The organism is Bacillus sp. PK3-037, from assembly GCF_054161355.1.
The window spans coordinates 1,392,956-1,411,140 of record NZ_CP096408.1; the positions used below are offsets into that span (position 1 = coordinate 1,392,956).

Consider the following 18,185-nt stretch of genomic DNA (forward strand, 5'->3'; position numbering starts at 1 on the left):
CTTTTTCTAATATAGCATAAGAATTTTAAAATCTGTTCACATTTTGTGAAAGAAACTATGTTATAATTATTATAAATAATGAGTTCTATGTTAGAATAATTATAAATAAAAGATTGGGTGTTGGGGGTGTAATTAAAGCGATGCATATACTTGTTGTGGGAGTAGATTATAAATCCGCCCCTATTGAGATACGTGAAAAAGTAAGTTTTCAGCCGAATGAGCTTGCAGAAGCGATGGTGCAGCTAAAAGCAGAGAAAAGCATTCTCGAAAATATCATCGTATCTACCTGCAACCGCACTGAAATTTATGCGGTAGTCGACCAGCTCCATACCGGCCGTTATTATATAAAGAAATTTTTAGCTGACTGGTTTCACTTAAGCAAAGAAGACCTGTCGCCGTTTTTAAGATTTTATGAAAGCGATGCGGCTGTTGAGCATTTGTTCCGTGTAGCCTGCGGATTGGATTCTATGGTGATCGGTGAAACGCAAATTCTCGGCCAGGTGCGCGACAGCTTCAAAACAGCTCAGCAAGAAAAAACGATCGGCACGATTTTTAATGAGTTGTTTAAGCAGGCGGTTACAGTGGGTAAACGGACTCATGCGGAAACAGACATTGGCTCTAATGCAGTGTCTGTTAGCTATGCGGCCGTTGAGCTTGCGAAAAAAATCTTCGGAAACCTTTCAAGCAAGCATATATTGATCCTTGGTGCAGGAAAGATGGGCGAGCTTGCAGCCGAAAATCTGCACGGACAGGGAATCGGAAAAGTGACCGTCATTAACAGAACATACTTGAAAGCGAAAGAACTTGCAGACCGTTTCTCCGGTGATGCGCGAAGCTTAAATCAGCTTGAAAGCGCGCTTGCAGAAGCCGATATTTTAATCAGCTCTACCGGTGCGAGTGATTTTGTTGTGTCTAAAGAAATGATGGAAAACGCGAATAAGCTTCGCAAGGGCCGTCCTTTATTTATGGTGGACATCGCCGTGCCAAGAGACTTGGATCCCGCTTTGAACGATTTAGAAGGCGTCTTCCTTTATGATATAGACGATCTTGAAGGGATCGTAGAAGCGAACCTGAAAGAGCGGAGAGAAACCGCTGAGAAGGTTGAACTGTTAATCGAAGAAACCATTGTGGAATTTAAACAATGGCTGAATACACTCGGTGTAGTGCCCGTCATTTCCGCATTGCGTGAAAAGGCGCTGGCTATCCAGTCTGAAACGATGGACAGCATTGAACGGAAGCTGCCACATTTGACGACAAGAGAGAAAAAACTTTTGAATAAACATACGAAAAGTATCATTAATCAAATGCTCCGCGACCCGATATTAAAGGTGAAAGAACTTGCGGCAGAGGCTGATTCTGAAGAAAAGCTGGCTTTGTTTATGCAGATTTTTGATATAGAAGAAGCTGCGGGCCGGCAAATGATCAAAAGCGTTGAAGGCAGCCAAAAGGTCCATTCTTATAAGAAGGCTGAATCAAGAGCGGGGTTTGCCCCACTTGTAAGTGAGTGAAAGCTGAATGATTGATACTGCAATGGCAAGACTTAATGAAGGGACAATCGTCATTTACGCATTAAGTGTACTCTTTTATTTTATAGATTTTCTTCAACACAACCGGAAGGCTGGGAAAATGGCCTTCTGGTTGCTTTCTATTGTCTGGACTCTGCAAACCGTGTATTTAGCCTACTTTATGTGGGTGACGGGGCGGTTTCCGGTATTAAATGTGACGGAGGCGCTTTATTTTTATGCTTGGGTGCTTGTCACACTGTCACTTGTACTGACAAAGCTGCTGCGTGTTGATTTTATTGTGTTTTTTACAAATGTAATAGGGTTTGCTATGATCGCCATCCATACATTTTCACCGACGGAGCAGCAGTCAGCGGCTTTTTCGGGTCAGCTCGTATCGGAGCTGTTAGTGATTCATATTACAATGGCGATTCTTTCTTACGGTGCTTTCTCCCTTTCTTTTGTATTCTCTGTGCTCTATTTGTTTCAATATCATCTGTTAAAAAAGAAAAAATGGGGAAAGTGGCTGTTGAGAATAGAAGATTTGTCTAAGCTTGATTATATGGCGTATGTTCTGAATGTCATCGGAGTTCCGATGCTTTTGCTGAGTTTGATTCTTGGCGTCATTTGGGCGTATGTGTCTCTAGAAACGCTGTATTGGTTCGACGCCAAAGTGCTTGGTTCGTTTGTCGTCCTGCTTCTGTACAGCTATTATCTCTATATCAGGCTGATTAAAGAGCTTCAGGGGAAGGTCGCCGCACTGTGGAATACGGCTTGTTTTCTCGTGCTGATGATCAATTATTTTCTGCTCGGAAGCCTGTCTCAATTCCATTGGTTCAGTTAAATAATGTGCCCAAGCAGATTCGGGAGGAAAGAAAAAATGAGAACGATAAAAGTAGGTTCCAGACGGAGCAAACTCGCTATGACCCAAACAAAATGGGTGATTCGCAAACTGAAGGAGATCAATCCTTCTTTTGCTTTTGACATAAAAGAAATCGTCACAAAGGGTGACCGGATTGTCGATGTTACCCTGTCAAAAGTGGGAGGGAAAGGGCTGTTTGTCAAAGAAATCGAACAAGCGCTTTTAAACGAAGACATTGATATGGCGGTTCACAGCATGAAGGATATGCCTGCCGCTTTGCCTGAAGGCCTTGTGATCGGCTGTATTCCTGAACGTGAAGATCCTCGTGACGCTCTTATTTCAAAGAATCGTGTAAAGCTTTCTGAATTGAAGGAAGGTGCTGTAATCGGCACAAGCAGTTTAAGAAGAAGCGCGCAGCTTTTGATTGAGCGCCCTGACATTACAATAAAATGGATTAGAGGTAATATAGATACGAGACTTCAAAAGCTGGAAAACGAAGATTATGACGCAATTATTTTAGCTGCGGCAGGGCTTTCCAGAATGGGCTGGAAGCAGGATGTCGTAACTGAATTTCTTGAGCCTGAGCGCTGTCTACCGGCTGTTGGCCAAGGCGCTCTTGCAATTGAGTGCCGCGAATCCGATCGAGAGCTTTTAACGTTATTTTCTCAGTTTACGGATGAGTACACAAAACGGACTGTACTGGCAGAACGTGCCTACTTAAACGCGATGGAGGGCGGCTGTCAGGTGCCGATCGCCGGCTACTCGGTGATAAACGGCCAGGATGAAATTGAACTGACAGGGCTTGTGGCTTCGCCTGATGGAAAAATCATTTTCAAAGAAACCGTCACAGGAAACGATTCGGAGGAAGTCGGTAAGCGCTGTGCGGCTCTCATGACTGATAAAGGCGCTAAAGATTTAATCGATCGCGTAAAACGGGAGCTTGATGAGGATGGTAAATGATTTTCCTTTGAAAGGAAAAATAGTGCTTGTCACCCGAAATAAGACGCAGGCAAAATCGTTTCGGCAGAAAGTGGAGCAGCTTGGCGGAAAAGCGGTATTGGCCTCATTGATTACGTTTCGCCGAGCTCTGCCGAATGATCTGGCGGAACAGGTGCGAAAAGATCTTGCCATACCCGGGTGGCTTGTGTTTACGAGTGTAAATGGAGCGGATTTCTTTTTTTCTTATCTGAAAGAAAATCAGCTTATTGTTCCCGGTCATAAAAAAATTGCGGCTGTTGGTGAAAAAACCGCACGCCGTTTAGAATCGTACAACGTATCGGTTGATGTAATGCCTCATGACTATATTGCAGAACAATTGGCGGACGCTCTTAAGCAGCATGCCGAACCGTCAGAACGGATTTCGGTCATAAAAGGCAATTTATCTCGCGATGTGATAAAAAAAGAGCTTACGCCTCTTGGCTTTGAGGTGAAGGAATGGGTCGTATATGAAACTGTTCCTGATGAAGACGGCATCGAGGAATTAAAAAATGCCGCGAATCAGTATTCATTTGATTATGTGACATTTACAAGCTCATCAACCGTACATACATTTATGCATGTTCTGGGAGAAGGAATAAAAAAATGGCCGGCGCACCAGACGGCCTGCATCAGCATCGGACCGCTAACGAGGGACGCTCTGCTGTCGTACGGAATCATGTCGTATATGCCTGATACATTTACAATTGACGGCATGCTTGATTTAATGTGCCGCATGTCTAGAAAGGAAGATAGAATATGAGTCAATCATTTAACAGACACCGCCGTTTGCGGTCATCAAAAGCAATGAGAGAGATGGTGAAAGAAACTCGTCTGCATCCATCTGATTTTATTTATCCGATCTTTGTCGTTGAAGGTTTAGAAGGAAAAAAAGCTGTTCCTTCAATGCCAGATGTTTATCATGTATCTTTAGATCTATTAAAGGATGAAGTGGCTGAGCTGGTCAGTCTCGGAATTCAATCCGTCATTGTTTTTGGCATACCTGAAGAAAAAGATGATTGCGGAACGCAAGCTTACCATGACCATGGGATTGTGCAAGAAGCAATTGCCGAAATTAAAAAGCACTTCCCTGAGATGGTTGTCGTCGCTGATACATGCCTATGTGAATATACAGATCACGGACATTGCGGTCTGGTCAAAGACGGACAGATCCTGAATGATGAATCCTTGGAGCTATTGGCACAGACAGCTGTCAGCCAAGCAAAAGCCGGAGCGGATATCATTGCGCCTTCTAACATGATGGACGGATTTGTGACGGTTATCAGAGAAGCGTTAGATAAAGAAGGCTTCATCAATATTCCGATCATGTCTTACGCCGTGAAATATTCAAGTGAGTTTTACGGTCCGTTCCGTGATGCAGCAAACAGCACGCCTCAATTTGGCGACCGCAAAACGTATCAAATGGACCCTGCCAACCGTCTGGAAGCACTCCGTGAAGCCCAATCAGATGTTGAGGAAGGCGCGGACTTCCTGATTGTGAAACCTTCACTTTCTTATATGGATATCATGCGGGATGTGAAAAATGAGTTTACATTGCCGCTTGTGGCTTATAATGTAAGCGGAGAGTATTCTATGGTGAAGGCTGCAGCTCAGAACGGCTGGATCAAGGAAAAAGAGATTGTCTTAGAAATTTTGACAAGCATGAAGCGTGCGGGTGCCGACCTGATTATTACGTATCATGCAAAAGACGCAGCGAAATGGCTTGCGGAGTAATTTTATTCAGTTGACAGGAGTTGAGGCAGATGAGAAGCTATGAAAAATCAAAAGCGGCTTTTAAAGAAGCGCAAAAACTCATGCCGGGCGGTGTAAACAGCCCCGTTCGCGCCTTTAAATCGGTAGACATGGACCCGATTTTTATGGAGCGCGGAAAAGGCTCTAAAATCTATGATATTGATGGAAATGAGTATATTGATTACGTCTTGTCATGGGGGCCTTTAATTTTAGGACACACAAATGACCGCGTTGTAGAGAGCCTCAAAAAAGTGGCTGAATACGGGACAAGCTTCGGGGCTCCGACTGAGGTGGAGAATGAATTGGCGAAGCTCGTCATTGACCGAGTGCCGTCAGTAGAAATTGTACGGATGGTCAGCTCGGGAACCGAGGCGACCATGAGCGCGCTTCGTTTGGCAAGAGGATATACAGGCCGCAATAAGATTTTAAAATTTGAGGGCTGCTACCATGGACATGGAGATTCTCTGCTGATTAAAGCGGGTTCAGGAGTGGCGACACTCGGTCTGCCTGACAGCCCGGGCGTACCTGAAGGAATAGCGAAAAACACCATCACCGTTCCGTACAATGATTTAGAAAGTGTAAAGCTTGCATTCCAACAGTTCGGTGAAGATATTGCAGGCGTCATCGTAGAACCGGTTGCCGGAAACATGGGAGTAGTTCCGCCGCAAGAAGGCTTCCTGCAAGGATTGCGTGATATTACTGAACAGTACGGCACGTTGCTGATTTTTGATGAAGTCATGACTGGCTTCCGGGTCGATTACAAATGCGCCCAAGGCTATTTCGGCGTAACGCCTGATCTGACTTGCTTAGGAAAAGTGATCGGGGGCGGACTGCCTGTCGGCGCTTATGGCGGTAAAGCCGAAATTATGGAGCGGATTGCTCCGAGCGGTCCGATTTATCAGGCAGGTACGCTGTCAGGCAACCCGCTTGCGATGACGGCTGGACTCGAAACATTAAAGCAGCTCACGCCTGAATCATACAAGACCTTTATGAAAAAAGGCGACAGGCTGGAAGAAGGCATTTCAAAAGCGGCAGAGGCGCACGGTATTCCGCATACCTTTAACCGCGCAGGTTCAATGATCGGTTTCTTCTTTACAAATGAACCTGTCATCAATTATGAAACAGCCAAAGCATCGGATTTGAAGCTGTTTGCCAAGTATTATAAAGGAATGGCAAACGAAGGTGTGTTCCTTCCGCCGTCTCAATTTGAAGGGCTTTTCCTCTCGACGGCTCATACTGATGAAGATATTGAAAAAACAATTCAGGCAGCTGAGAACGTATTCGCTGAGATTAGCCGCGGATAAGTACGATAAAAACCGGTATCAAGGACATCCTTGTACCGGTTTTTCTATGCTTCCCCATTCATATTTTCTCCGTTTCATACATACACCTTTAGTGACATCTAATTTTAAGGATTAGATGAAAGGAGGATATGAACTTGCCGCAAAATCATCGATTGCAATTTTCTGTAGAAGAATCGATCTGTTTCCAAAAAGGACAGGAAGTTTCTGAACTGCTTTCCATTTCATTAGATCCTGATATTAGGGTTCAGGAAGTAAATGATTACGTTTCAATCAGAGGATCGCTTGAACTTACAGGTGAGTACAACATAGATCAGAGCAAAAATACTGAAGAGTTTTATACCGATAAGCGGTTTGTCGAAGAGGTCAGAAAGAGAGAGGATGGAACTGCGGAACTGACTCATTGTTTCCCTGTCGATATTACCATCCCGAAAAATAAAGTCAGTCATTTACATGAAGTTTTTGTGTTTATTGATGCATTTGACTATCAACTAACAGATTCGCGCATCCTGACGATCCAGGCTGATTTAGCAATAGAAGGCCTTCTTGATGACACAGCAGACAGGGAGCAAGACATTCCTCTCTATGAAGCTCCTGATGAAGGTTTTTCTGAGCCGCCAGAGCTATTTGCTTTAGAAGCAGAAGACAGCGAAGAAGAAGCGCCAGCCGAGCCGCCAGAGCTTCTAGTCTCGGAAGCGGTGTTTCGTGAAGAGCAGGAAAATGAAGAGGAAGAAGCTGGGCGGTCAGCGCCATTGGCTTTGAAATCAGAGGACAGCGAAGATATAAAGGTGGAAGAAGCGCTAGCTGAGCCGCCAGAGCTTGTTGTCTCGGAAGCGAGGCTTCGTGAAGAGCAAGCAGATGAAGAGGAAGAAGCTGAGCGGTCAGCGCCATTGGCTATAAAATCAGAGGACAGCGAAGATATAAAGGCGGAAGAAGCGCCAGCTGAGCCGCCAGAGCTTGTTGTCTCGGAAGCGAGGCTTCGTGAAGAACAGGAAAATGAAAAGAAAGAAGCTGAGCGGTCAGCGCCATTGGCTTTAAAAGCGGAGGACAGCGGTGGTATAAAGGCGGAAGAAGCGCCAGCTGAGCCGCCAGAGCTTGTTGTCTCGGAAGCGAGGCTTCGTGAAGAACAGGAAAATGAAAAGAAAGAAGCTGAGCGGTCAGCGCCATTGGCTTTAAAAGCGGAGGACAGCGGCGGTATAAAAGCAGAAGAAGCGTCAGTTGAGCCGCCAGAGCTTGTTGTCTCGGAAGCGAGGCTTCGTGAAGAACAGGAAAATGAAAAGAAAGAAGCTGAGCGGTCAGCGCCATTGGCTTTAAAAGCGGAGGACAGCGGCGGTATAAAGGCGGAAGAAGCGCCAGCTGAGCCGCCAGAGCTTGTTGTCTCGGAAGCGAGGCTTCGTGAAGAGCAAGCAGATGAAAAGGAAGAAGCTGAGCGGTCAGCGCCATTGGCTTTAAAAGCAGAGGACATTGGCGGTATAAAAGCGGAAGAAGCGCCAGCCGAGTCGCCAGAGCTTGTTGTCTCGGAAGCGAGGCTTCGTGAAGAGCAGGCGAATGAAGAGAAAGAAACTGTACGATCAGAATCAGCTGCTTTAAAAGCAGAGGACAGCAAAGATATAAAGGCAGAAGAAGCGAAGCCGCCGGAGCTCATTCTTTCAGAGGCAGGGCTTCGTGAGGAAGCGGAAACAATAGAAGCAGATTCCCCAAAGGCTGCTTCAGGAATTGAGATCCGCGAAAAAGCAGAGGCGGAGGAAGAGCAGGCTGAACTGTCAGAACCGCTTGTTTCAGAGGCGGAAATATCACTTGCTGTAAAAGCTGAGCTTCAGCAAGAGGCTGAGCGTGGTGAAGAAAAAACAGAAAAGCCAGATTCTCCTATTCTTGAGCATGCTTTGCGTCAAGAATCCCAAAAAACAGAATCGGAGCTATCGGATCACATAGAGCCTGCACCTCGACAGGATGCAGAACAACCGGAGGAAGTCCAGGAAACTATACGTGAAGACGTTGTTTCTTTAGAAGGAAGCAGAGAGCAGGAAGAAGCGCCAGCTGCACTTTTAAAGGAAGAAGCAGCAGTTCCAACCCTGCATTTTAATCAAAAGATAAGTGCTGAAGAGGAATCTCAGGAAGAAGAGCTTACGCCGGCCTACCGTACCTTCCTGCCGGAACAAGATTCAGAAGAGCATTCCTTTTATTCAGCGCCTAAGTTGCTGGAGGAAGAAGAGCAGAAGAAAGAAAGCTTTGAAATTGAAGTGAGAAAAACACCTTCACCTGAAGAACCTGAGGAAGAGGCGTCTTTTCATTCTTACCAGCTGCCAGACACTTCCGAACCTGAAAGGAAGGAAACAGATGCTGTTCCTGCTGCTCAAACAAAGGAAACTGAAACAAAGGAAAATCATAATTCTCTTTATTTAACAAAACTCTTTACAAGAGAAGAGGATGAGTTTTCTAGAATGAAAATCTGTATTGTTCAGCAGGAAGATACCATTGAACGTTTATGCGAACGGTACGACATTACCTCCCAGCAGCTGATCAGGATGAATTCTTTGGCGCTGGATGATGAATTGAAAGCAGGGCAGATTCTTTATATCCCTCAATACAACAGCAGCCATGCGTAAGCCGTAAGCGATCGGAAAATGTGGTGAATGGAATGGAAGATGTCCAATCGGTTCTTCAGGAATACGGACTGACGGCTCAATTTATTGAGCCAGTCAGTCCTCGTGTGTGGAAAGTGTATTCAGATTATGGGGTATTTGCGCTGAAAAAAATGAAATCGGTTCGCGGCAAACATTTTACAGATCAAATGGTGGCAATTGAGGAAAAAGGCTTTCATTCCTTTGTTCCCATTTACAGAACAAATGGGGGAGAGTTTTTCTCCGGGGGCGTACAAACTGGAGACTCCTATTACTTAATGCCTTGGCTCCAATTTGACCAAGAGGAAGAGCGGGATCAGAAACATGCCTATCTATTTAGAGAAACAGCCCGCCTTCACGAGAGAACTGCGCAGGAAATTAAGGTCAGGCGTGAAGACATTGAACGCCACTATGAACAAACGAGAAAAAAGTGGGAAAATCAAAAGGTCATTTATGAACAGTTTGTAGACAGAGCTGAGAAAGAATGGTACCTTTCTCCCTTTGAATTGCAGGCTATAACCTATTTTTCAGAAACCATTTCCGCCGTAAACTTTGCGCTTGAGCGGATTAAGGACTGGTATGAAGCGGCAAAAGAAAAAGGCTCCTCAAGGGTTGTCATTACCCACGGCAGCCTGTCTATTCACCATTTTCTGTACAATGATGCAGGGACCGGATACTTTACGAATTTTGAGAGAGCGTCTGTGGGGCCGCCGCATAACGACTTGCTCGGCTTTTACACACGAATGTTCAGCGGTTTTCCAAAAGCTTGTCCGGAGTGTGTCGATTGGTTTTATTCATATACGAAAGCATTTCCTCTGCATGAGGCTGAAATCAGTCTTTTTCTCAGTTACATGGCTTATCCGGAAGCGGTGTACAAAGTGCTGAACCGCTATCAGACCGGGAAAAGACGGCGTGAAAAAGATGAATGTACACACTTATTAAAGGCATACTGGCAAATGAAAAATATTGAGCCGTTTGTGATGAAAATCCATCAAATTGAACAAGAGAAAAAATTTCAGGCGGAAAACGAGTCCACGTCTTAATTGGCGCGGACTTGTTTGTTTATATCCATTCCAAATGAAGCGCACAGGCTAACAGAATCAATATTGCGAGCAGCAAGACATCAAAGGTTGTCGGAAAGAAAATGGTTCTGATGCCTTGGAAAATCGTAATCGGGATAATCACTTGCGCGGATACAAGCCGAATTTGCCTGACCCACGGCGGCAGGGAATAAGAGCTGAAACGTTTCTTCACGGTGCATCCTCCTCTACGCATTTACAAGCATCATATGTATACTTGGTCAATAGGTGCCTGCCCATCTTGTATAGGAAGCAGTATTTTTGGAAAAGATGATTGACGAATCAAAAACACTTTTACTATAATAAAGAACATAAATAAAGTATATAATGAGCTGATAGATACACCTGCTTAGAACGGGAAGAGTACAAGAAAGACGCATGCAGAGAGAGAAGCCGCTTGCTGAAAGGCTTCTTATGTTGTCTGATTGGAAGGTCGCCCGGGAGCATAATTTCTTGAAAGAAGAGTAGAGAAATTCGGGAAACCCCCGTTATCCGTTGAAGCGCATGAACTGACAAAGTTCATGAAAAAAGGTGGTACCGCGAAAGAGCTTTTTCGTCCTTTTCCCAAGGATGAAGGGCTCTTTTTTCGTTCTCAGCCATTTTAAACATGCTGGAGGGTTATGATGGAAACGAATGAACAAACAATGCCGACGAAATACGATCCGGCTGCAGTTGAAAAAGACCGATATGATTTTTGGCTAAAAGGTAAGTTTTTTGAAGCAGGCAGCGATCAGACAAAGGAGCCGTACTCTGTCGTTATTCCGCCGCCAAACGTAACAGGAAGGCTTCACCTTGGCCACGCTTGGGATACCACGCTGCAAGACATTGTAACAAGAATGAAACGCATGCAGGGGTATGATGTACTGTGGCTTCCGGGTATGGACCACGCCGGCATCGCGACACAGGCTAAAGTTGAAGCGAAACTTCGTGAAGAAGGCACAAGCCGTTACGATTTAGGCCGTGAGAAATTTCTTGAAGAAACGTGGAAGTGGAAGGAAGAGTATGCTGACTTCATCCGCAGCCAGTGGGCGAAATTAGGGCTTGGCCTTGATTATTCCCGTGAACGCTTTACGCTTGATGAAGGCTTAAACAGAGCGGTTCGCGAAGTGTTCGTCAAACTTTATGAAAAAGGCTTGATCTACAGAGGCGAATACATCATAAATTGGGACCCTGCAACAAAAACAGCTTTATCAGACATTGAGGTCATTTACAAGGATGTTCAAGGCGCGTTTTATCACATGAGCTATCCGCTTGCTGACGGATCAGGTTCAATTGAAATCGCGACGACACGTCCAGAAACGATGCTTGGTGATTCAGCCGTTGCGGTTCACCCTGAAGATGAGCGCTACAAGCACCTTATCGGAAAAACGGTTATTCTGCCTATCACAAATCGTGAAATACCGATTGTCGGCGATGACTATGTTGATATGGAATTTGGTTCAGGTGCGGTGAAAATTACGCCTGCCCATGATCCGAACGACTTCGAGCTTGGCAACCGCCATAACTTAGAGCGCATTCTTGTCATGAATGAAGACGGCACGATGAATGAAAATGCGCTGCAATATCAAGGCATGGATCGCTTTGAATGCCGCAAAAAGCTCGTTAAAGATTTACAGGAGGCAGGCGTTCTCTTCAAAATCGAGGACCATCTGCACTCTGTCGGACATAGTGAACGAAGCGGAGCGGTTGTTGAGCCTTATCTTTCTACCCAATGGTTTGTGCGCATGCAACCGCTTGCTGATGCAGCAATTGAATTGCAGGAGAAAGAAGAAAAAGTCAACTTTGTGCCTGACCGCTTCGAAAAAACGTATTTGCATTGGATGGAAAATATCCGCGACTGGTGTATTTCCCGTCAATTATGGTGGGGCCACCGCATTCCTGCCTGGTATCATAAAGAAACAGGCGAGTTATATGTCGGTCTTGAAGCGCCGGAGGACAGCGAAAATTGGGAGCAGGATACAGACGTGCTGGATACATGGTTCAGTTCTGCGCTCTGGCCTTTCTCCACTATGGGCTGGCCTGATTTGACAGCTGAAGACTTTAAACGCTATTATCCGACTGACGTTCTCGTTACAGGCTACGACATCATTTTCTTCTGGGTGTCACGCATGATTTTCCAAGGGATTGAATTTACTGGCGAACGTCCGTTTAAAGATGTTTTAATCCATGGCTTAATCCGTGATGAGCAAGGCAGAAAAATGAGTAAATCTCTTGGCAACGGTGTCGATCCGATGGACGTGATTGACAAGTACGGAGCCGATTCTCTTCGCTATTTCCTGGCGACTGGAAGCTCTCCTGGCCAAGATCTTCGTTTCAGCTATGAAAAAGTGGAATCGACTTGGAATTTTGCCAATAAAATTTGGAACGCTTCTCGTTTCGCATTAATGAACATGGATGGCATGACATATGATGAGCTTGATCTTTCAGGTGAGAAATCAGTAGCTGACAAGTGGATTTTAACGCGTTTAAACGAAACGATCGAAAGTGTGACACAGCTAGCTGATAAATATGAATTTGGTGAAGTCGGCCGCCATTTATATAACTTTATTTGGGACGATTTCTGTGATTGGTATATTGAAATGGCGAAGCTTCCTCTATACGGAGAAGACGAAGCGGCTAAGAAAACAACCCGTTCTATCCTTGCTTACGTACTGGATCAAACGATGCGCCTCCTCCATCCGTTTATGCCATTCTTAACGGAGGAAATTTGGCAGCACCTGCCGCACCAAGGAGAATCCATTACTGTAAGCACATGGCCTGTTGTTGTGCCTGAGCATACAGACACTGAAGCTGCTGCTGACATGAAGCTTCTCGTTGAACTGATCCGTTCTGTGCGTAATATCCGCAGCGAAGTAAACACACCGATGAGCAAGCAAGTTGAACTGTACATTAAAGCGAGCACGGACGAGGTCGCAGCCCGTCTCGAAGCAAACCGTTCTTATGTGGAACGCTTTACTAATCCGAGCGTGCTGAAAATCGGTACAGATATCGAAGCTGCTGATAAAGCAATGACGGCAGTTGTCACAGGAGCAGAGGTCATACTTCCGCTTGAAGGTTTAATTAATATCGATGAAGAAATCGCCCGTCTGCAAAAAGAATTCGATAAGCTGACGAAAGAAGTCGAGCGTGTCCAAAAGAAACTTGGAAACGAAGGATTTATAAAAAAAGCGCCTGCGCACGTAATTGATGAAGAACGTGAGAAAGAGAAAGATTATGTGGCAAAGCGTGACGCTGTTCAAAAACGAATGGCTGAGCTGAAGGGCTAATGAAAAGCCGAGGCGGTTTCTTGAGAAACCGCCTTGTCTTATAAAAGAGGGGATTATCATTGTTTACTGCATATGAAGAAGCGCGCAGCTGGATTCACAGCCGTCTAAAATTCGGAGTGAAGCCCGGTCTTGATCGAATGAAGCAGCTGATGGCGCGATTGGACCATCCTGAAAAGAATATCCGCGCGCTCCACGTGGCGGGAACAAACGGCAAAGGATCAACTGTCGCTTTTATCCGTTCTATGCTGCAAGAAGCGGGATACACTGTCGGTACGTTTACATCGCCTTATATCATCACATTTAATGAGCGCATCAGCGTAAACGGCACACCTATTACAGATGAGGAGTGGGTCACACTCGTTAATCAGGTGAAACCGATCGTTGAAGAGCTCGATCAAACTGAACACGGTCAGCCGACAGAATTTGAAATTATGACGGCTTGTGCATTTTTATATTTTGCTGCGTATCATCAGGTTGATTTTGTTATTTTTGAAACAGGTCTGGGCGGAAGGTACGATTCTACCAATGTTGTCGAACCGCTTTTAACCGTCATCACAAGCATCGGACACGACCATATGAACATTTTAGGAAACACCATTGAAGAAATCGCAGGCGAAAAAGCCGGGATTATAAAAGAAGGCATTCCGATCGTGACAGCCGTTACCCAGCCGGAAGCCTTACAGGTAATCCGGCATGAAGCTGAACGAAAATCTGCTCCTTTTCAGTCATTGCATGATACAAGCAGGATTTATAATGAAAAGGCTCTCCCTGCAGGAGAACAGTTTTCTTTCAAAACCGGAGAAACGTGTTATGAAGATATTCGAACATCACTCATCGGTACGCATCAAAGACAAAATGCGGCATTGTCCATTTTGGCTGCCGAGTGGCTTAACAGGGAAAATATTGCTGAAATGAGTGATGCTGCGTTAAGAAGCGGGCTCGTAAAGGCTGCTTGGCCGGGCAGATTAGAGTTGGTTCAGGAACATCCGCCGGTATATTTAGACGGCGCCCATAATGAAGAAGGGATCGATAAGCTGACTGAAACGATGAAGCAGCGTTTCCCGGATTCCGACATTTGTGTGGTGTTCAGTGCGTTAAAGGATAAGCCGTATCATGACATGATTAAGAAACTGGAAACGATCGCGCACTCGATTCATTTTGCTTCTTTTGATTTTCCGCGTGCTTCTCTAGCGAAAGATCTGTATGATGCTAGTGAAATCAGCAGCAAAAGCTGGAATGAAGATCCGGAGCATGTGATCAAATTAATAGAAAGCAAAAAAGGCTCAAATGATATCGTGCTCATTACGGGATCACTTTATTTTATTTCTGACATTCGAAAAAGAATGTTGTAATGAATTTGGCCCGGCAGAATCAATAATGATATTCTGCCGGGATTTTTTCTGTCAAAATCTAAAATTGCTTATTATAGATCAATATGCTTGCTGTGCTACAATCCATAGCATAATCTAAAGAGAGTAAAGGTGTGTTGTCTATGATTCCGATTCTTTTTGTCCTCGGCCTTATCCTCGGTTCATTTTATTATACGGTTGGATGCCGTATCCCCTTGCGCATATCCATCATAAGTCCGCGTTCGGCATGTTCCTTTTGCCGTCGAACCCTAACCCCGACGGAATTAATCCCTGTTTTATCTTTTATTCTGCAAAAAGGCAACTGCAAAAGCTGCGGCCAAAAGCTCTCTCTTATGTACCCGGCGGCAGAGCTCTCGACAGCGAGTTTATTTGGAGCCGCGGGATTTCGTTTCGGTTTGTCTTGGGAACTGATTGTTGCGTTGGTGTTTCTATCTCTTCTAATTATTGTTTCTGTGACAGATATTCACTTTATGCTGATTCCAAATCGCATATTGCTGTTCTTTCTTCCCTTTCTGGCGGCTGGCAGAATCATTTCTCCGCTTCTTTCTTGGTATGAAGGCTTTATAGGCGCGGCTGCCGGTTTTCTTTTACTGGCCTTTATTGCCGTCATCACTCATGGAGGAATAGGGGGAGGGGATGTTAAATTATTTGCCGTTATTGGCCTTGTGCTTGGTGTAAAAATGCTTGCTGCCGCCTTTTTCTTTTCTGTTCTTATAGGCGCATTGTACGGAGCTGCCGCTGTACTGTTCGGAAGGCTGGCCAGAAAACAGCCGCTTCCCTTTGCCCCGGCCATTGCGGCAGGAAGTATTTTCGCTTATTTATACGGTGACTCTATCATTTCCTTTTATGTCAAAACGGCGTTAGGCTGACTGATGAAAAATTTGACGAACGTTTTTTGGACAAGACGACAAAAGTCTTGTTCTTTTTTTTTTCGCCTGTGCTAAAGTGTGTAGCATGAAAAGCCACAAGAACGGTCACACAAATGAAGGGAGGAAGCGGAATTGAAAAAAAGGAAGCAAAAAAAAATCAGTAAAGCGGAAAAAAAAGCCCTTAAGGTGACGATTAATGGAAAAGAAGAAACAGTTTACGAACAAGAGACACCGAAGACAGAGCAAGAAAAAGACATGACGTTTTCAAATTGGGAGGAAAAGAGAAAGGCGGAGCAGGAGGTTGCGGCATCCCATGAACATCCTGATGAAGATGAATTCAACTGGGATTCAGACGAGGATAAGGTGTTTAAAGATGACCCCAAAGTTGTTCCTCCTTATCAAAAGAAGAAATCGAAGCTCTATTCAAAAGGAAAGTCAGGGTCGGCCAAGCCGGTAAAAAGAGTGGCGGCGACAATTGCCTTTGCGGCGGTTTTAGGCACAGGCTTAGGGCTATTCGCATTGAATATATCAGGCAATAAAGAAGCGTCGGCGCCAGCCTCCTTAGATGATTCTTTAGGCAGCCAGACTGCAAAAGCAGGAGATACAACTGCGGAGAAACAAAGCACCGGCGGAGAAAAACAAGCGGCACAAACGGAAGGTACATATAAAACATATGCAGTTCAAGCAGGAAAGTTTTCGAATGAAAAGGGTGCTGAGACGTTAACTGAACAGCTGACTGAAAAAGGATATTCCGCCGTCTCCCTGTCAAAGGATGACGGGTATACGTATGTCATTGCGGGCCTTGCAAATGATAAGGCGGTATCACAGCAGTTAGGGCAGCTTTTGATCGACAGCGATTTTGAAGCTTGGGGAGGCAAGGAATTAACCTTATCAATAGAGTCGGATATGACAGATTCTTTCAAGAAAACAGCAGAGCTCTCTGCGAAGGCGATCCTCGGAGAAGATATCACAAAAGCAAGTGTTAAAAAAATAGAAAAGTCGCTCGGTGAATCAGAAGCGGCTGAAACGGGAGAGAAAAAAGCAGTTTTGCAGGCGTTAAAGGAATTAGAGGACCCAAGTGCTGAAGCCGGATGGAAGGCTCAGCAGCAGCTTTTAGCCGTAATTAAATAATAGAAAGTGGCTGAGCCTTCGTCCTTAGTGACAGGCTTTTTTTATTTTGTCATGAAAAAGTTATTTTTCTGAAATTGTGGCGAGCCTTATGATTTGGTAGGATAAATGAGTATCTTTTTTTCTTAAGCAAACCCTGAAAGGATGACGAACATGGCTAAGCCGCTTATACTTGCATCACAATCTCCGCGAAGAAAAGAACTCCTCGATCTGCTTCAGATTCCCTACACCATTATTGTCAGTGAAGTAGAGGAAAAATTAAATCGAAACTTTTCACCTGAAGAAAACGTCCAATGGTTGGCAAAACAAAAAGCTAAGGCTGTGGCCGATCTCAATCCGGGCGCAATCGTAATCGGTGCTGATACAATGGTATGTCTTGACGGTGAGTGCCTTGGCAAACCGCAAGATCAAGAAGAAGCCGCTGCAATGCTTCGCAGGCTTTCCGGCCGTAGTCATTCAGTGATAACCGCTGTCAGTATTCAAGCCGCAAATCACAGCGAAACGTTCTATGATAAGACAGAGGTTGTGTTTTGGCCCCTCAGCGAAGAAGAGATTTGGACTTATATTGAAACGAAAGAGCCGATGGATAAAGCAGGTGCTTACGGCATCCAAGGAAAAGGCGCACTTTTTGTAAAAAAAATAGACGGAGATTATTATTCAGTCGTAGGGCTCCCTATATCAAAAACAATGAGAGTTCTGAAGGATTTTGATGTAGAAGCCTGACGATTTTTATAAACGGGAAGGGAAAGAAAAGGAGGGCTTGATCATACACGATCTGCCATTAAAACTCAGAGATTTCCCAAAGAAAGAAAAACCTAGAGAACGGCTGCTGAAAGTCGGAGCCGAGAACTTAGCAAACAACGAACTTTTGGCTATTTTATTGCGGACAGGCACAAAGAACGAATCTGTTATGAACCTTTCAAACAGGCTTCTGCGCTCGTTTGACGGGCTGCGTCTGCTGAAAGAAGCTTCCGTTGAGGAGCTGTCCAGCATCCCGGGAATCGGTCTGGTGAAGGCTGTGCAAATACTGGCAGCAGTTGAACTGGGAAGCCGTATTCATAAATTAGCCAATGAAGAACATGTTGTAATCCGCTCCCCGGAAGACGGCGCAAACCTGGTCATGGAGGATATGCGCTTTTTAACCCAGGAGCATTTTGTCTGTTTATATTTAAATACAAAAAACCAAGTCATCCATAAACGCACTGTTTTTATCGGAAGTCTGAATTCATCCATTGTCCACCCTCGGGAGGTATTTAAAGAAGCGTTCAAACGATCTGCTGCTTCCTTTATTTGTATCCACAATCATCCTTCGGGGGATCCGACGCCGAGCAGGGAAGATATTGAAGTGACAAGACGGCTGTTTGAATGCGGAAACCTGATTGGCATCGAGCTGCTTGACCATTTGGTGATTGGCGACAAAAAATTTGTGAGTTTAAAGGAAAAAGGATATTTGTAACACT

The 18,185-nt window shown here is 44.9% G+C and carries 15 protein-coding genes and 1 other annotated feature; of the genes, 14 read left to right on the forward strand and 1 reads right to left on the reverse strand.

From position 1 onward, the window contains the following. Positions 1-140 precede the first annotated feature (140 nt). The 8 genes from hemA to cotN all read left to right on the forward strand — a co-directional run bounded on the left by hemA (position 141) and on the right by cotN (position 10,056). Positions 141-1,508, forward strand: coding sequence for a glutamyl-tRNA reductase (gene hemA / locus M1D69_RS07120; RefSeq protein WP_458104157.1), 1,368 nt, complete (start codon positions 141-143; stop codon positions 1,506-1,508). 7 nt (positions 1,509-1,515) lie between these two features. Further along, the gene (locus tag M1D69_RS07125) at positions 1,516-2,346 is read left to right on the forward strand and encodes a cytochrome c biogenesis protein (RefSeq protein WP_010335178.1); all 831 of its coding nucleotides are present in this window, start codon (positions 1,516-1,518) and stop codon (positions 2,344-2,346) included. 36 nt (positions 2,347-2,382) lie between these two features. Beyond that, positions 2,383-3,324: a hydroxymethylbilane synthase gene (gene hemC, locus M1D69_RS07130; RefSeq protein WP_458104156.1), complete on the forward strand. Its 942-nt coding sequence runs from the start codon at positions 2,383-2,385 to the stop codon at positions 3,322-3,324. Then, a complete protein-coding gene (hemD, locus tag M1D69_RS07135; RefSeq protein ID WP_458104155.1) occupies positions 3,314-4,102 on the forward strand; it encodes a uroporphyrinogen-III synthase in 789 nt (262 codons plus the stop codon). Before hemC ends, hemD begins: the two co-directional genes overlap by 11 nt. Then, the gene (gene hemB / locus M1D69_RS07140) at positions 4,099-5,073 is read left to right on the forward strand and encodes a porphobilinogen synthase (RefSeq protein ID WP_024122369.1); all 975 of its coding nucleotides are present in this window, start codon (positions 4,099-4,101) and stop codon (positions 5,071-5,073) included. Before hemD ends, hemB begins: the two co-directional genes overlap by 4 nt. A gap of 29 nt (positions 5,074-5,102) precedes the next feature. Beyond that, positions 5,103-6,395, forward strand: a complete 1,293-nt coding sequence (hemL, locus tag M1D69_RS07145) for a glutamate-1-semialdehyde 2,1-aminomutase (protein ID WP_059293481.1) — start codon at positions 5,103-5,105, stop codon at positions 6,393-6,395. A 134-nt stretch (positions 6,396-6,529) separates the two neighbouring features. Continuing rightward, complete coding sequence (locus tag M1D69_RS07150; RefSeq protein ID WP_458104154.1) at positions 6,530-8,998, forward strand: LysM peptidoglycan-binding domain-containing protein; 2,469 nt, start codon at positions 6,530-6,532, stop codon at positions 8,996-8,998. 32 nt (positions 8,999-9,030) lie between these two features. After that, positions 9,031-10,056, forward strand: coding sequence for a spore coat protein CotN (gene cotN, locus M1D69_RS07155; RefSeq protein WP_458104153.1), 1,026 nt, complete (start codon positions 9,031-9,033; stop codon positions 10,054-10,056). A gap of 19 nt (positions 10,057-10,075) precedes the next feature. Here cotN and M1D69_RS07160 read toward each other — a convergent pair whose 3' ends face one another. Next, on the reverse strand, positions 10,076-10,267 hold the full coding sequence (locus tag M1D69_RS07160) for a hypothetical protein (protein ID WP_024122364.1): 192 nt from the start codon (positions 10,265-10,267) through the stop codon (positions 10,076-10,078). A gap of 166 nt (positions 10,268-10,433) precedes the next feature. Continuing rightward, positions 10,434-10,656, forward strand: a binding site (T-box leader). 59 nt (positions 10,657-10,715) lie between these two features. Between M1D69_RS07160 and valS the strand changes: the two genes are divergently transcribed. The 6 genes from valS to radC all read left to right on the forward strand — a co-directional run bounded on the left by valS (position 10,716) and on the right by radC (position 18,181). After that, positions 10,716-13,358: a valine--tRNA ligase gene (gene valS / locus M1D69_RS07165; protein ID WP_458104152.1), complete on the forward strand. Its 2,643-nt coding sequence runs from the start codon at positions 10,716-10,718 to the stop codon at positions 13,356-13,358. A gap of 59 nt (positions 13,359-13,417) precedes the next feature. Continuing rightward, a complete protein-coding gene (locus tag M1D69_RS07170) occupies positions 13,418-14,710 on the forward strand; it encodes a bifunctional folylpolyglutamate synthase/dihydrofolate synthase (protein WP_458104151.1) in 1,293 nt (430 codons plus the stop codon). A gap of 140 nt (positions 14,711-14,850) precedes the next feature. Continuing rightward, entirely contained in the window at positions 14,851-15,597 is a 747-nt protein-coding gene (locus tag M1D69_RS07175; protein ID WP_458104150.1) for a prepilin peptidase, read from the forward strand. Positions 15,598-15,729: 132 nt separating this feature from the next. Beyond that, positions 15,730-16,728 (forward strand): SPOR domain-containing protein, encoded by a 999-nt coding sequence (locus tag M1D69_RS07180; protein WP_458104149.1) that lies wholly within the window; start codon positions 15,730-15,732, stop codon positions 16,726-16,728. A 150-nt stretch (positions 16,729-16,878) separates the two neighbouring features. Next, the gene (locus tag M1D69_RS07185; protein ID WP_044154168.1) at positions 16,879-17,448 is read left to right on the forward strand and encodes a Maf family nucleotide pyrophosphatase; all 570 of its coding nucleotides are present in this window, start codon (positions 16,879-16,881) and stop codon (positions 17,446-17,448) included. Between the two features lie 37 nt (positions 17,449-17,485). Further along, on the forward strand, positions 17,486-18,181 hold the full coding sequence (radC, locus tag M1D69_RS07190; RefSeq protein ID WP_044154171.1) for a RadC family protein: 696 nt from the start codon (positions 17,486-17,488) through the stop codon (positions 18,179-18,181). The last annotated feature ends 4 nt before the right edge of the window (positions 18,182-18,185 follow it).

Excerpts from the sequence above, each read along its gene's own strand:
- hemA (WP_458104157.1), top strand. The coding sequence starts at position 141 with ATGCATATACTTGTTGTGGGAGTAGATTATAAATCCGCCCCTATTGAG.
- M1D69_RS07125 (WP_010335178.1), top strand. The coding sequence starts at position 1,516 with ATGATTGATACTGCAATGGCAAGACTTAATGAAGGGACAATCGTCATT.
- hemC (WP_458104156.1), top strand. The coding sequence starts at position 2,383 with ATGAGAACGATAAAAGTAGGTTCCAGACGGAGCAAACTCGCTATGACC.
- hemD (WP_458104155.1), top strand. The coding sequence starts at position 3,314 with ATGGTAAATGATTTTCCTTTGAAAGGAAAAATAGTGCTTGTCACCCGA.
- hemB (WP_024122369.1), top strand. The coding sequence starts at position 4,099 with ATGAGTCAATCATTTAACAGACACCGCCGTTTGCGGTCATCAAAAGCA.
- hemL (WP_059293481.1), top strand. The coding sequence starts at position 5,103 with ATGAGAAGCTATGAAAAATCAAAAGCGGCTTTTAAAGAAGCGCAAAAA.
- cotN (WP_458104153.1), top strand. The coding sequence starts at position 9,031 with ATGGAAGATGTCCAATCGGTTCTTCAGGAATACGGACTGACGGCTCAA.
- valS (WP_458104152.1), top strand. The coding sequence starts at position 10,716 with ATGGAAACGAATGAACAAACAATGCCGACGAAATACGATCCGGCTGCA.
- M1D69_RS07175 (WP_458104150.1), top strand. The coding sequence starts at position 14,851 with ATGATTCCGATTCTTTTTGTCCTCGGCCTTATCCTCGGTTCATTTTAT.
- M1D69_RS07185 (WP_044154168.1), top strand. The coding sequence starts at position 16,879 with ATGGCTAAGCCGCTTATACTTGCATCACAATCTCCGCGAAGAAAAGAA.